Annotated in this window: 13 protein-coding genes; 5 read left to right on the top strand and 8 right to left on the bottom strand. The window is 57.5% G+C overall.

Going from position 1 to position 15,193, the window contains the following annotated elements; translation table 11 throughout:
* Positions 1-6 precede the first annotated feature (6 nt).
* Together minD and minE are read left to right on the top strand one after the other, a co-directional pair.
* On the top strand, positions 7-819 hold the full coding sequence (minD, locus tag NUW46_RS05295; RefSeq protein WP_069184076.1) for a septum site-determining protein MinD: 813 nt from the start codon (positions 7-9) through the stop codon (positions 817-819).
* 3 nt (positions 820-822) lie between these two features.
* Positions 823-1,074, top strand: coding sequence for a cell division topological specificity factor MinE (minE, locus tag NUW46_RS05290; RefSeq protein ID WP_064227083.1), 252 nt, complete (start codon positions 823-825; stop codon positions 1,072-1,074).
* Positions 1,075-1,125: 51 nt separating this feature from the next.
* Here minE and NUW46_RS05285 read toward each other — a convergent pair whose 3' ends face one another.
* The gene (locus tag NUW46_RS05285; RefSeq protein WP_418141565.1) at positions 1,126-2,133 is read right to left on the bottom strand and encodes a DUF2804 domain-containing protein; all 1,008 of its coding nucleotides are present in this window, start codon (positions 2,131-2,133) and stop codon (positions 1,126-1,128) included.
* Positions 2,134-2,270: 137 nt separating this feature from the next.
* On the opposite strand from NUW46_RS05285, the gene NUW46_RS05280 reads away from it, so the two are divergent.
* From NUW46_RS05280 to NUW46_RS05270, 3 genes are all read left to right on the top strand, one after another.
* Positions 2,271-3,005: an START domain-containing protein gene (locus NUW46_RS05280; protein ID WP_136629264.1), complete on the top strand. Its 735-nt coding sequence runs from the start codon at positions 2,271-2,273 to the stop codon at positions 3,003-3,005.
* An 82-nt stretch (positions 3,006-3,087) separates the two neighbouring features.
* Entirely contained in the window at positions 3,088-3,579 is a 492-nt protein-coding gene (locus NUW46_RS05275; RefSeq protein ID WP_008176308.1) for an HPP family protein, read from the top strand.
* Between the two features lie 24 nt (positions 3,580-3,603).
* Positions 3,604-4,989, top strand: coding sequence for a PhoH family protein (locus NUW46_RS05270; protein WP_205632665.1), 1,386 nt, complete (start codon positions 3,604-3,606; stop codon positions 4,987-4,989).
* 77 nt (positions 4,990-5,066) lie between these two features.
* Here the strand turns inward: NUW46_RS05270 and NUW46_RS05265 are convergent, their stop codons facing one another.
* The 7 genes from NUW46_RS05265 to NUW46_RS05235 form a co-directional block, all read right to left on the bottom strand.
* A complete protein-coding gene (locus tag NUW46_RS05265; protein ID WP_153637260.1) occupies positions 5,067-6,761 on the bottom strand; it encodes a methyl-accepting chemotaxis protein in 1,695 nt (564 codons plus the stop codon).
* A 150-nt stretch (positions 6,762-6,911) separates the two neighbouring features.
* The gene (locus NUW46_RS05260) at positions 6,912-8,264 is read right to left on the bottom strand and encodes a sigma-54-dependent transcriptional regulator (protein ID WP_418141564.1); all 1,353 of its coding nucleotides are present in this window, start codon (positions 8,262-8,264) and stop codon (positions 6,912-6,914) included.
* The gene (locus NUW46_RS05255; protein WP_153634551.1) at positions 8,261-10,072 is read right to left on the bottom strand and encodes a sensor histidine kinase; all 1,812 of its coding nucleotides are present in this window, start codon (positions 10,070-10,072) and stop codon (positions 8,261-8,263) included. The genes NUW46_RS05260 and NUW46_RS05255 overlap by 4 nt, the downstream gene beginning before the upstream one ends.
* Before the next feature lie 123 nt (positions 10,073-10,195).
* The gene (locus NUW46_RS05250; RefSeq protein WP_069184068.1) at positions 10,196-12,385 is read right to left on the bottom strand and encodes a TRAP transporter permease; all 2,190 of its coding nucleotides are present in this window, start codon (positions 12,383-12,385) and stop codon (positions 10,196-10,198) included.
* Between the two features lie 90 nt (positions 12,386-12,475).
* Positions 12,476-13,453: a TAXI family TRAP transporter solute-binding subunit gene (locus tag NUW46_RS05245; RefSeq protein WP_069184067.1), complete on the bottom strand. Its 978-nt coding sequence runs from the start codon at positions 13,451-13,453 to the stop codon at positions 12,476-12,478.
* 234 nt (positions 13,454-13,687) lie between these two features.
* Positions 13,688-14,113, bottom strand: a complete 426-nt coding sequence (locus NUW46_RS05240; RefSeq protein WP_418141563.1) for a secondary thiamine-phosphate synthase enzyme YjbQ — start codon at positions 14,111-14,113, stop codon at positions 13,688-13,690.
* A gap of 14 nt (positions 14,114-14,127) precedes the next feature.
* Entirely contained in the window at positions 14,128-15,192 is a 1,065-nt protein-coding gene (locus NUW46_RS05235; protein WP_069184065.1) for a succinylglutamate desuccinylase/aspartoacylase family protein, read from the bottom strand.
* Position 15,193 lies beyond the last annotated feature (1 nt).

Here is a 15,193-nt window from a genome sequence, read left to right as displayed (position 1 = left end):
AGAACCTTGGCTAGAATTATTGTCGTTACCTCAGGAAAGGGCGGCGTTGGCAAAACCACCACCAGCGCCTCGATCAGCACCGGCCTTGCCAAACGGGGCCACAAGACAGTGGTCATCGATTTTGACGTGGGCCTGCGCAATCTGGACCTGATCATGAATTGCGAGCGTCGCGTGGTGTACGACTTCGTCAACGTGATCCAGGGCGAGGCAACCCTGAACCAGGCCCTGATCCGCGACAAGCGGGTCGATACCCTCTACATTCTCCCGGCCTCCCAGACCCGGGAAAAGGAAGCGCTGACCAAAGAAGGCGTCGAGAAGGTGATCAACGAGCTTTCCGAGACCTTCGATTACATCGTCTGCGACTCCCCCGCCGGCATTGAGCATGGTGCTCTGATGGCGCTGTATTACGCCGATGAAGCGATTGTGGTTACCAACCCCGAAGTGTCCTCGGTCCGGGATTCCGACCGAATTCTCGGCATTCTGCAGAGCAAGTCCCGCCGCGCCGAAATGGGCCAGGATCCAGTCAAGGAACACCTGCTTCTGACGCGCTACAACCCGGCCCGAGTTGAAAAGGGCGAAATGCTGTCTGTAGCGGATGTTGAAGAGATCCTCGCAATTCCGCTGCTGGGTGTCATTCCCGAAAGCCAGGTTGTACTGAATGCGTCAAACCAGGGTTTGCCCGTCATCCTCGAAGAGGACAGCGATGCTGGCCAGGCCTATGAAGACGCCGTCGCGCGCCTGCTGGGTGAGGAGCGGGAACACCGTTTCATGACGTCCCAGAAGAAGGGTTTCTTCTCACGGATGTTCAAGGGGGGCTAAAGGATGAGTTTCCTCGATTATTTCAAGGGCAAGAAAAACAAATCCGCAAGCGTTGCCAAAGAGCGCCTGCAGATTATCGTGGCCCACGAGCGGGGCCAGCGCGAACAACCGGATTACCTGCCACAGCTTCAGCAGGAGCTGCTTGAGGTTATCCGCAAGTACGTCCAGATCAGTGACGACATGGTTCAGGTTGAAGTGGACCGTAACGAAAGTTGCTCGGTACTGGAGCTGAACGTCACGCTACCAGAACGATAAACGGTGTGACCTGGCCTGTCCCGGGTAGAATGGGGCGGGCCAGGCCATCTCTCACCACCTTGCGAAGTGATCTTCCATCAGGCCCCGCAGGCCTTTAACCTCGATTTTCCCGCCAGCCTCATCCGTCACCGTTCCATTGAAGGAGCCCACATACTGCCGGAAGTTGGATGCCAGCACCCAGGCGTTCAGTTTTTCCTTGCGGACACCGGCTGGAACAAAATGCAGATCAATCCGGCCATCCTCCGTGGTCACATGCCAATCCCTGCCCGGCTGATAGCGATCAAAACGGAACCTTGCCGCGCCCAGTTTGTGGCACACACCATCCAGCCAGAGCGCATTTTCTGTCATCCCCGTTTCGTTAACTCCAGCGGCCAGGTTCAGACCCACGGACCGGCCATCCGGAAGCTGACCCGCCAGGCAGGCCCAGTTCCAGGCGGTTTCCCGGCGCATGAAGCCGCAGCTCCAGTCAATAGTGCCCCGGGTCTGCTCGTCGCAGCGCCAGATGCGGTGATCCCAACGCACTTCCCCTTCCACCGGCAAGCCAGCTGACTTGCGGGTAAACACCCAGCCATTGTAACCGGCCGGACACACCAGGCGGAGTGGGTCCCGATCCTCTTTCAAAGTAAGCTCGATACGGATATCACCCGGGGCGGACACCGCAATCGTCCGGCCATCAGCTGTTGGCGCGATTCGCAGGTCGACCTCGCCTTTGCTGAATGTTGCCACGCCCTCCTCTGGCAGCGGTTCAATGCGGGTCTGCCTGGCCAATGGCTGAAGGAACGATTGTTCCATCATCTGGCCGGTCTCGAAATCGCAAAGGTAGAAGAACCCGTTTCCCAGCAGTTTAAGATCCACCACCGCCAGGCCAAACACCCATCCCGGACCCATGGCGCTGACGAACTGGAACTGGTTGAAGCGCCACCGCCGGGCCAGCCGTGAACGGGGGCGGTCCATTACCGTACGCAGGTCATAGTCCAGGTAGTTAATCTCTTTGACCGGTTCATCGAGCACCCCGGGAACTATCTGTCCTTTGCCGTTGATCAGCTTTTCCATGGTCATAGTCGTCGTCAGATCAGGCCAATTCGGTGAATCGTATCAGCGGGTCGCTACCTGGTTCACAATCCACTGTTTCTGTGGCCATGCCAGTAAAAGCCTCATGCTAGACTCGGCCCACCATCTGCAAGGAAGTGTACCCTATGAGAAAGAGCATAGCCCATGGCATTACGGGCTGGGCCTCGGTCATCAGCGGGCTTATCTGTGCACTGCTGGTATTTGCCGTTGCCGCCAGTGCCCGGGCTGAACTGCCCACTGAAACCGACGAGCAATGGACACTGCGAAAGGAAGCCGATCATATCCGGGTGTATACCATCGAGCAGCCTGACTCCAGCTTCAAGGCCTTCAAGGCCGTGGCGGTTCTCGATGCACCCATCGAAAACCTGATGGCCGTCATGGCCAATCCCGGCTCCTGTGTTGAGTGGGTGCACAACTGTTCTGAATCCTATGCCTTCGGCGATGGCGAGTTCCATGATCGCTTTGCCTATTCGGTGAATGACATGCCATGGCCGGTGACCGACCGGGACTATGTGCTGCGCATCCGGACGCGGGGCGACCGGGCTTCTGGTGAGATTGTCATGGATCTCAACGCTATGCCCGATCAGCGGGCAGAGAGCAGCAGCCGGGTCAGGGTCGACCGGTCCGACACCCTGTACCGTTTCACCCCGGAAGGAGACAAAACCAGGATGGTCTGGGTTCAGCACACGGATCCCAATGGCTCACTTCCGGGATGGCTGGTGAACTCGCTGCTGGTGGATATTCCGGTGCGCTCCATGGAAGAGCTGGAACGCGTTGCCAACAGGGACAAATATCGCGGCTATCAACTGGTCTACGATGAGGATGGCCAACTCATTGGCATCAGTCCGCCCGGTTCCTGACCCGTCAGGCCTGTGAAGGGATGACGCGCAAGGGATCACGCGCTAAGCTTTCGGAAAGGACTTCATAAGGCAGCCCAGATCAATGACCGTTCTCGCCTACGAGATCATGACACCCAGTATAAAGGCCGTTCCCCAATCCTGGACCATGGACCGCCTGGCACGCTTTCTCACCGACAACGAAATAACCGGCAGCCCTGTCACCGACGACGATGGCGAGATTGTCGGTATTGCCACTCTGAAAGACATCACCGAATTCCGCTGGAACGCCACTCGCTCCGATGCGGACAGGCATCTGACACCAGAGGAACGCGAGGAAGCCCGTCGTCTGCGGATGGTGATCTTTGAAGAAATGGGGAAGGTGCCGGTAGAAGTCCGTGACATCATGACCCCGATCGTTTTATCTGTTGACGAGAAGACGCCGGTGCGCGACATTGCCAATATCATGATGCGCGAGCACCTGCACCGGATCTTTGTCACCAATGATTCAAAAATTACCGGCATCATAACGACTTACGATATGCTGAAAGTGATCTCGGATGAGGAACTCACGCAACGCTGCGCCGATAACGACTGAGCCACCAGAGAGGTAGCGCCACCTATGCCCAGAGCACCGCAAGCTCGCAGAAAGATGTACGTCCTCGACACCAACGTCCTGATCCACGACCCGAACGCCCTCCTCAACTTTGAAGAACACGATGTCATCATCCCGATGACGGTCCTCGAAGAACTCGACAGCCTCAAATCCGGCAAGCAAGCCGTGGCCGCTGACTGCCGGCAGGCGATTCGCAACATCGACAAGTTGCTGGGCGATGCCAGCCCGAAAGTCATCGAAAAGGGTGTCCCCATTGTACGTGGCAAGAAGGCCGAGCCCCTGGGCAGTCTTTCGATCCTGATGAGCACCGGTGACAGCGGCAACCACTCGCTGCCCGAGCACCTGAACGACAACAAGATCATCAATACCCTGGCCGCGCTCCAGAACCGCCACAAGTCCCGGGATATTATCCTGGTGTCCAAGGACATCAATATGCGCCTGAAGGCGCGAGGCTTTGGCGTGGAGGCGCAGGACTACCACAACGACCAGTTGCTTGATGACATTGATCTTCTGCCCAAGGGCTATCGGGAATTTCCAAACTCTTTCTGGGACACCATCGAGAAAGTAGAGACCGTTCAGCGGGAAGGCACCACCGAGCACATCCTCAAGCGCGAGGGAGAACTGGCAAAGCTCAACATCAATGAGTTTGTGATCGATGAAATGGGCTTTGTCGGCAAGGTGGTAGACCTTTCAGACACCCAGGTGATTATCAAGGATCTGCATCAGCACGACCTGATGAACGAGGAAGTCTGGGGGCTGGTACCCCGGGACATCTATCAGGCCATGGCGCTGAACCTGCTTCTGGACCCGGATATCCATCTGGTCAACCTCACGGGTTCTGCCGGTTCCGGTAAAACCATCCTGGCCCTGGCCGCCTGTATCGAGATGACCGTGGCCAGCAAGCTTTACAAGCGCATTATCGCCACCCGTTCCACCCAGGGGCTGGATGAGGACATCGGGTTCCTGCCCGGCACCGAGGCTGAAAAAATGGAGCCCTGGCTGGGCGCCATCGTCGACAACCTGGAAGCGCTCCACGAAGACGACGAGAACATGACCGCCAGCGTCGACTACATCCTCAGCAAGGTACCCCTGCACTTCAAGTCCATGAATTACATCCGGGGCCGCAGTTTCCAGCACAGCCTGATCATCATAGACGAGTCCCAGAACCTGACGCCGCACCAGATCAAGACCATTATTACCCGGGCAGGTAATGGCTCGAAGGTAATCTGTCTGGGCAACCTAGCGCAGATCGATACACCCTATCTGAGCGCCCTGAGTTCTGGCCTCACCTATATGACCGAGCGCTTCAAGGGCTTCCGCCATGGCGCCCACATCCACCTGCAGGGTGTACCCCGCTCGGTCCTGGCGGAGTTTGCCGAAGCCAATCTCTGACAGTCCAGGACGGGACACAGATACAAAAAAGGGCAGAACGCGCGTTCTGCCCTTTCCCCCGAGATTACCGGCTGGAATCAGACCCGGTAGCGACTAACCTCATCCGACATCTCCGACGCCAGATTTTTCAGGCGCTGAGTTGCGTCTCCGGCTCGGCGGGTTCCCTGGGCCGTCTGTTCGGTAATGGCAACAATCTCGTGCACATTCTGGTTAATGGTTTCAGAAACACTGGTCTGCTCTTCCGCAGCGCTGGCAATCTGGGTGTTCATATCCGTGATTGTTGCCACCGCCTGACCAATGCGCTGCAGCGCCTCGTTCACCTGGCGGGTTTCTTCAACGGTTGCTTCACTGCGCTCACTGATTGAGCCGATCAGTTTGACCGCATTGCCGGCACCGGACTGCAACCGCTCAATCATGTCCTGGATTTCCTGGGTACTCTGCTGGGTCCGGCGAGCCAGCGTGCGCACCTCATCGGCAACCACGGCAAAACCTCGCCCGGCCTCACCGGCTCGTGCTGCTTCGATCGCCGCGTTGAGCGCCAGCAGGTTGGTCTGATCGGCAATTTCACGAATGACCTCAAGCACACTGTCAATGCGACGGGAGTCAGCGCCCAGCTGTTCAATAACGCGAACCCCCTCACTGACCTGCTCTGAAAGCCCACCAATGACCTCGGTAGCCTGGTGCACCAGACCCTGAGCGTCACAGACCTGCCCATTGGCATGGTCGGCTGCCGTGGAGGCTTCACTGGCGTTGCTGGCAACCTCCTGGGCAGCAGCCGTCATCTCATTCATGGCCGTGGCAACCTGATCACTCTCGGACTTCTGCCGCTCAACACCCTGTTCGGCTTCGGTCATGACCTGATTCAGATCTGCCGTGGCCTCGTTCAGTGTCCGGGTGGATGACAGTACCCGCTCAACCAGTCCATGGACCTGGTCGGCAAAACTGTTGAAGGCGGTGGCCAGCTGTCCAAGCTCATCTTTGCCGGAAACGTCCAGGCGCCGGGTCAGATCGCCATCACCACTGGCAATATCGTTCATCGCTGAAACCGCAGATTTCAGGGGACGAATAATGCTGCGTACCACAACCAGGGCAAGCAGGACGATCAGCGCCAGTGCAATCAGTGAAGTGGTGACTGACCCGATGATCGCGTCGCGCAAGGAATCGCCAACATGGTTTTCCATCTCGGTGACCTGCGTTTCCAGGCCATCAACCCAGAATCCGGTCCCGATCATAATGCCCCACTTTGGCAGCATTTCTGCGTAACCCAGTTTGGGGGCCACTTCCCCGGTATCGCTGTTCTTCCAGCCATAGGGAACGTAGCCGCCGCCACCACGCGCCGCCTTCACCAACTCACGAATGAGATAGGTTCCATTCGGGTCCTGGAAATCCCACAGATTCCTGCCCTCGAGCGACTGGTTAACACCGTGCATTACGTTGACGCCTTTGGTGTCATAGGCAAAGAAATAACCAGTACTTCCCGAATCGTTGAAGCGAAGCTGTCGGAGTATCTCCCAGGCTTTTTCGCGAACCTCCGGATCGTCCGCGGAGCCCGGTTGATTGTAGAGATGCGCGATAGAGGACTTGGCGACGGCCAGATAATTTTGCAGCTCCTGCCGCTTGCTCTCCTCCATATCGGAGGAGAAGCCGGCAACGGCCTCCTCGCCAATAAATCTGGCCTGATTCAGGTTGTAGCTTGTCAGGAATGCGGTAAGGACAATCACCGGCACCAGGGCCAGCAATAGCACCCGTGTCTGGATGGTCAGGTTTTTCATGGCTGGTCGTCTTTCAGGTTGAACAATCAGGGAGCCGGGTGGCCCGGCACGGAAAAACCCGCAAGACTACGAAAAACCCGCCGGAATTATCATTGATGATAATGCGTAGTTTGTTTCTGCCCGGTAACCGCGACGGTAAAATTTTGTAGCTCAGTCCTTGAACTGGGCTTTATCCAGCCCGTGTTTGCGCATCTTGTCGTACAGGGTTTTACGGGCAATACCAAGCTGCACCATGGTGTCCTTGATGCTGCCATGGCTGACGTTGAGGGCGCTGACAATAGCAGAGCGTTCGAAACCATCCATCATTTCAGCCAGCGTCTGGCGGCCTGCTACGTTGCCGGCATCCGACGGCTCATTCTCGTCCAGTGCTGCAGGCCCCAATAACACATAGCGCTCCGCCAGGTTCCTGAGTTCACGAACATTGCCGGGCCAGGAATGCTGCATCAGCCGGGCCGCCTGGCCGGCATCCAGGGGAATGCTTTCGCGATCGTAGCGAGCGGCCGCAATGAGTACGAAGTGGTGGAAAAGCATCGGCACGTCTTCCTTGCGCTCTCGCAACGGCGGAATATCCACTTTCACAACGTTTAGACGGTAGTAGAGATCAGACCGGAACTCGCCCTCGTCACTGAGTTTTTTCAGGTCGGCCTTGGTGGCAGCAATGATGCGCACGTCCACTTCCTGCACCTGATTGCTACCCAGGCGCTCTACCCGTTGTTCCTCCAGCACCCGTAACAGCTTAACCTGCAACGGCATGGGCATGCTTTCCACTTCATCGAGGAACAGGGTGCCCTTGTGAGCATGCTCGATCTTGCCGATACGGCGTTTCTCCGCTCCGGTGAAGGCACCGGCTTCGTGGCCAAACAGTTCGCTCTCGATCAGGTTCTCGGGGACCGCCCCACAGTTGATTGCAACAAAATTATGGGCGCTGCGGCCACTGTTCTCGTGGATATACCGGGCCAGCGCGTCCTTACCCGACCCGGTCTCTCCATGCAGCAGAATATTGGCGGAAATATCAAGAATCGGATCAATAGTGGCCATGACTTTCCGCATGGACGGCGAATCGCCAAGCATCCGGGGGCCGGGCCTGGCCAGGTGACGCAACTGGGCCTTGAGACGGCGGTTTTCGAGGGCAAGGTGTCGTTTCTCAAGGGCGTGGCGAAGCAGCTCAATCAGCTCGTCATGATCAAAGGGCTTTTCAATGAAATCGTACGCCCCTTGCTGCATTGCCGTAACGGCGGTGCTTATGTCCCCCTGGCCGGTAAGGATGATCACCGGAATGGTGTCATCAATCGATCGGATCCGGTCCAGCATCTCCAGGCCGTTCATATCCGGCATGTTGTAATCACACAGAACCACACCGTCATACTCGGCATTGATGTGCTTGAGTGCCGACGGCGCCCCCTCGAAACAGCTGACCGGCAGGTCCTCCAGGGTCAGCGTCTGGGCAATGGCCTGGCGGATGTGTGGATCATCGTCCACAAAGATTACCGAAGATTCTGTCATTCCGTGGCCTCCCGCTTCTTGAGGGTTACAACGAATTCGGCGCCGGGGCCGTCCTTGCGATTGCGGCCGATCAGGCTGCCACCCAGCGCATCCACGATCTGGCGCGATATGGAAAGCCCCAGGCCCAGGCCCTGTTTGACCGACTTGGTGGTAAAAAAGGGCTCGAAGATCTGTTCGGTGTCGCCCTGCAACCCGGGCCCATTGTCACGGACCAGACATTTCCAGCAATGCTCGGTCTCTTCTATATCGATCCGGATTTCCGGTCGCTCGCCACCCTCAACCGCCTGAACCGCATTGGCCATCAGGTTGACCATGACCTGCTCTATCCGGATCAAGTCGCCGTGGCACATCACCGGCGCCTCTGGGCGGCGCCACTGGATGTCGATCTCTGAGCTCGATTGCTGGGCAACGATAATTTTCAACGAAGCATCGATCGGTTGCCGGAGATCGACCACTGCAGGCGGGCCCTCGGATTTGCGGGCGAACACCTTGAACTGCCGGGTCAGCTCCGCCATCTTGTCACACAGGACGATGATCTCTGACAGGTTAGCATCGACCATCTCGCTTGCGCCTTTCTCAAGGAAGCGCCGGCTGTTTCGTGCGTAGGTCTGAATGGCCGTCAGAGGCTGGTTCATTTCGTGGTTGAGCCCTGCAGACATCTGTCCTAGCACCGCCAGTTTTGCCGCCTGAATCAACTCCTGCTGGGTTTCCCGAAGTTCGTTCTGGGTGCGTTCACGTTCCCGAATTTCTTCCACCAGCTTGCGGTTGGAGTTCTCCAGGTCTGCGGTCCTCTCGGCCACGCTGCGCTCCAGTTGCTCGCCTCGCAAGGCAAGTTCAGCTTCGCGCCGGTAGCGTTCGCGCAGATAAAGCCAGGTCAGAAGACCACCAAAAAACAGCGCGGTACCACCAACCAGAAATCCAAGACGGGTCCAGACCACAGAGCGCGTGCTCACCATTACCTGAAGATTCCAGTCCAGTTTCGGCAGCGGCGTTCGAACGCTGAGATACTCTCTGACCTCGCCGTTTTCAAGAATATTGATGGCAGTGGAATTCTCCGACAAGCCCCAGGGCTTACCCAGGTTATCGAATTCGATCGGGTTCAGGTCGCGGTCCGGATAACGCTGACGGGAAGCCGCGTCCGGGGCCACCCCCGCATTTGAAAAGTTCCGATACAACCAATTGGGTTTGCTTGCCAGAAAACTGATACCAGCGTCATCCAGCACGACCATTTCTGCTTCCCTGAGAGAAGCAGGCCGATCCCACTGGGATTCCAGCTCATGAACAAGAACCTTTACGGCCACCACTCCGAGAAGACGGCCCGAGTCGTCGATGACAGGATGTGAAAAGTACAGGCCGCGGACTCCCGACATAAGCCCCAAAGCAAAATAGATGGCCGAATCCCGATTAGACACTGCTTCTGAAAAATAGGGCCGGAAAGCGTAGTTGCTGCCGACAAAGCTGTCGGCTTGCTGATAGTTGTTGGCGGCGATGGTCAGGCCGTTTACATCCATCAGGTAAACGTCGGAGCTACCCACAATGGTGGCCATACGCTGCATCTGCTCGTTGGCCTCGAGAATAACGTCCGGATTACCCGGGTCAGTCAGCGCCCGTTCAAGCAGCGGATGCTCTGCCATCAACTCGGGGACCGGCAGATACCGGTTCAACTCATTGGCAACCAGCTGCCGGTAACGGAACGACTCTTCCAGGCTCTCCTGCTCCACCTGCCGGTATCCGACCCAGCCTCCAAGCAGCCAGGACACAACCAGTGTGGCAACGAAAACAAGAACAGCACCGATCCGGTAGGACATAGCATCCGGTTCCTGAACAACCGCGGAAAGCCGCTAGAGTATAGGCAGGCTGAAACCAGAACAACCGTACCCTGGCTAACAGGGTACGGTTGTTCTGTCGCAGATCCTCGCAGCCATGCCTCTTTACACGACACCTGCCGTGGCAAGGCGAGCTTTCCGCTGTTTCTGGATGACGAAGGCCAGAACCGCCAGGGCAATACCGGTAAGGTCTGTCCAGAGCCCGCCCTCGATCATCAGTAGCGCGGCGGCAATCAGGAGGACTCGGGTTACCCAGGAAGCAGAAACCCTCGCAAACCAGCCAAGCACACCGCCAGACAGCATGTAGACACCAAACGTTGCGGTTACCAGCGCCCTTGCGATCTCGAACCACCCCGCTTCCATCAACAGAGCACTGTTGTAGAAGAACATGAAGGGCACGATGAAGGCTGCAATGCCAATCCGGAACGAGGCCACGGAGGTTTCCATCGCGTTGGCGCCGGAAATCCCTGCCGCAGCATAGGACGCAAGCGCAACCGGTGGCGTGATCGCCGACACCACAGCGAAGTAGAACACAAAGAAGTGAGCGGTCAGCGGCTCAATCCCCAACTGCACCAGGCCCGGAGCTACCACCGAGGCAGCAACCGCATAAGCCGCCGTGGTGGGCATTCCCATACCCAGCAGAATGGAGATGAACATGGCGAAAATCAGAGCCAGCAGCTGGCTGGTGGCAGCAACATCCAACAACAACACAGAGAAGCGTGCACCAACTCCGGTCAGGGAGATTACGCCCACGATAACCCCGGCCGCGGCGCATACCACGATAATCTGGATTGCCATGTAGGACGCGATTTCCAGCGCCTGAAGGATTTGCCGCAGGCCCATCTTGTTGGGAGACAACCAGCTCACCACAGCGGCAGAAACGGTCGCGAGGGTACCTGCCCGGATCACCGAGTAGCCCATGAACAGCGCCACGATCAATATGATGATCGGCACGAACAGGTAGCACTGCTTCATCATGGTTTTGAGCTTCGGCAGCTCATCCTCACGCATGCCGCGCATACCTGTCTTGGCGGCCTCAAAATCCACCATGAAATAGACCGAGGCGAAATACAGGATCGCCGGGATAATCGCCGCAATAGCAATCTCGGTGTAGGGAATGCCGGTAATCTCAGCCATGATAAAGGCACCGGCGCCCATGATCGGTGGCATGATCTGCCCGCCAGTAGACGCGGCCGCCTCGACGGCGCCGGCAGACTGTTTGCTATAGCCCACCTTTTTCATCAACGGAATCGTCAGTGAACCCGTGGAGACCACGTTGCCGGCACTGGTGCCGTTGATCATGCCCATCAAACCGGACGCGAAGATCGAGACCTTGGCCGGGCCACCCCGGGAACGGCCAGCCGCAGCAAATGCAAAATTCACGAAGTAGTCGCCCACCTTCGAGGACTGCAGGAAGGCGGCAAAAATAATGAAGAGAATGATGTAGGTCGAGGACACTGCGGTGGTTGGCCCGAGAATCCCGGCGTCCGTGTAGACCTGGCTGAAGAACCGCTGTACGGAAAGACCGGGGTAGCCAAGAAAACCCGGCAGGTAAGGGCCGGCGAACACATAAGCCAGGAAAACCAGGCCGATGATCACCAGCGCCATGCCAGCAACACGCCGGGTCAGCTCCATGATCAAGGCGGTACCCGCAATAGCGGCAAAGGAAATACCTACCGGCGCGAAGGACGTACCGGTCGACATACGCATAGACGTGTTGTAGACCACCAGAAAGTAAGCGGCAACGGCCAGCGAGCAGGCGATCAGCACCAGATCGGGAACGCTGAACACCGATCGCTCGCGTTGGTGAAACCAGCTCATGACAATGCCGGCACCGGTTGCCGCCAGCAAAGGCCAGCCAAAGTGCCACACCTCAAGTTCAGCAGGGATTCGCATGGCGCCATTCTGGACCATCTGCCAGAACGAGAACGTCTGATACAACACATAGAGAGCCGGCAGCATGGCGCCAGCACTGATCCAGGTCGTCCACCGATGGCGGGCACCACCCTCTTCGGATGATACGAACCGGGCGCCGGCAAACAGCACGAAACCCAGTACCAGGGCGCCGGCGATGTGAACGATCCGGAACGACCAGGTCTCAAGGGGCGCTATGTTAAGGGAATACAGGTGAAAGGCTGAATAGGCGATCGCCAGCATGGCGACAAATTTCAGCAAGCCGCCTTCAAACAGGCGACGGTTGGCTTCGACCGGCTCATCATCCACGTTGTGTGCGAGCACATGGTCCTCGCCCACTTCGATGTCCGGAAGATCTTTCGAGTTTTGTTCGGTAGTCATGACACACCCTGCTTGCAGGCAAATCGGGACCAGAACCCTGCTGGTCTTAATTTGCGGGGGGCCGCCAGGCCGCCCCCCGCCTGAGCACTGTTACTTGATCTTGCTGTCTTCGATCGGGTAACCGTTCTCGTTAAACCAACGTGCCGCGCCCGGGTGCCAGGGCAGAACGTTGTTCTTTGTGTAGTTCTCGGGAACCGAATTGCGGGCCGCCTTATGGATGGAAACCATCTTGTCATTGTTCTCCATGGTCAGCTTGGTGATCTCATACACGAAGCTTTCGGACACATCACAGTTAACCATCGCGAAGTTCCACATGGACACCACGCGGGAAGGTGCATCCAGGGACTGGTAGGTGGACGCAGGGATGATGAATTCGGAGACCGGGAAGTTATTGATAATGGTTTCTGCCTCGGCATCGGTCATACCGATGATATTCACATCAGTCTGGACTTCCAGCTGGCTGACCGCCGGAATAGGGATACCTGCCGCGAAAGCCACCACGTCAATCAGGCCATCCTGGAGCTGACCACCCAGATCGGACCAGCTGCCGTTACGGCGCTCAAAGTTCACACCCAGGGTTTCCATCATGCGCGGGAAGTAGGTATCGGAGGTGGAACCCGCCGGTCCGAAGCCTATGGTCGCGCCATCCGGTATATCAGCAATGGAGGTGATGCCGGAGCTGGAGAGCGCGGTTACCGAGAACGGCGTCTCGTACATCGGGAACATGGCGCAGACATTGTCCATCATCATACCCGGAGCCAGCGGGCTATTACCCTCCATGGACTCACGGGCGGGACCCATGGTGGTCAGGCCGAATTTGAGGTCGCCGGTATGCACGAGCGCCATGTTCTGCACCGGACCGCCGGTGATTTCTGCGCCACCGGAGACGCCCAGGTTTTCAGCCACAAAGTTGGCCCAACCGGAACCATAGGCAAAGTAGGTCCCACCCTGGCTGGCAGTACCAACGGTGAAGTTGGTGGGCCAGTCTGAACGGTCCTGGGCTGCTGCGGGGGTTGCGACGGCGAAGGTGGAGGCGAATGCTACCGCCATTACGGCTTGGGTTTTCATAGAGAATGCTCCCGTTTCATTTTGTTTGTTGGGTGCTCAACGAAGCTATGTTGCCTCGGTGGGTAATCCCAAGAGCAAGGAGCAGACCAGTTCCGAATTAATTATTTAAAACAGAGCATTAGTGAAGTCAGGAAAGGATTCTGGGCTGAAAATGGGTGGATATCCACCCATCAGCAAGAGCCAATGGGTGAAGACCAACACGTTCCACGGCATCGGGGCAGCACAAGCGCAGGGTTACCAGCGTCCCTGCAAGGTTGCCACAATACGCCGGCTTCCGGCCCGGTCCCGGTGCTCGCAGAGGTAAAGCCCCTGCCAGGTTCCCAGGGCCAGATGACCATGACTGACCGGCAGGGTCAGGGAGGGACCGATCAGTATGCTTTTGATATGGGCCGGCATATCGTCCGGCCCTTCCATCACATGCTCATAATGCGGCGCATTCTCCGGAACCATGACATTGAAATGGCGTTCCAGATCGCCTCGTACATCCGGGTCCGCATTTTCATTCACCGCCAGGGAGGCCGACGTGTGCTGGATGAAAAGGTGCAGTAGCCCAACCTCGCAGTTGGTCATATCCGGCGCCTGGGCCACGATTTCATTGGTTACCAGATGAAAGCCCCTGGGCAGAGGCGCCAATTCGATCATCGACTGATCCCAGATCATGGTGACCCTCCTTTCTATTTCTGGCGATCATCCCAGGGGTGCACTGGAACCACGTCATCACCGACATCGCCTTCGTAGCTGCTACGAAAATAATCCATGGCCTTTTCCGCCTCGCTCAGCTCGTCAAACCGGGCAACGTGATAAATGGCCTCGCCCTCGTTCACCAGTGGCAGGTTGTTGACGCAGATGACGATACCCGAGCAAGGCGACACCACTGCGGTTTCCGATTCGCCGAAGGGGTCCGCCACCATCGCCAGTCTCTGGCCTTTGCGCACCTTCTGGCCCAACCGGGCAACCGGCCGCATGATGCCGTCGATATCTGCTCGCACCCATTGGGAGTTGGCAGCGGTTTCAGACCGTTTTCTCGGTGCCCTGGGCCCTTTTTTCGCCGGAATCATTTCCAGCTCACGCATGACCCGGATCACGCCTTTCACACCGCTGCCAATCACGACATCATCAAAGCGCAGCGCCTCTCCCCCCTCAAAGGTGATCACCGGAATATCCTGTGAATCGGCGTACGCACGAAGACTACCCTCGCGCAGTCCGGAATTGATAATGATCGGTGCACCAAAAGCCTCGGCCATCCGCACAGTTTCCGAGTTCTTCAGCTCGGCACGAATTTGTGGCAGGTTGAACCGATGGATCGCTCCGGTGTGCAAGTCGATGATGTGGGTTACCCGCTCCATGATCTGGGTGCGCAGCAGATAGGCAATGCGCCCGCCCAGAGACCCGGTCTCGCTGCCAGGGAAACAGCGGTTCAGATCCCTCCGGTCTGGCAGGTAACGGGTGCGTTGCACAAATCCAAAAATATTGACGATTGGCACCGCCACCAGGGTACCGCGAAGATGCCTCAGTGCCGAATTGGTGAGCACCCGGCGGACGATTTCGACGCCATTGATCTCATCGCCATGAATTGCGCCGCACACCATCAGTACCGGACCGTTCCGGCGCCCGTGCACCACTTCCACCGGAATATGTAGGGGAGTGTGGGTATAGAGCTTAGCCACCGGCACTTCCACGGTTTGACGGGTGCCTGCCTTAATCTCGGTGCCGGCAATTTCAAAGGGCGCTCGGGCCATC

The sequence above is a fragment of the Marinobacter sp. MA genome (assembly GCF_048298425.1).
Lineage (GTDB): Bacteria > Pseudomonadota > Gammaproteobacteria > Pseudomonadales > Oleiphilaceae > Marinobacter > Marinobacter salsuginis.
Note: the sequence above shows the minus strand (reverse complement) of the source record. Positions and strands in the feature narration are given on the sequence as shown.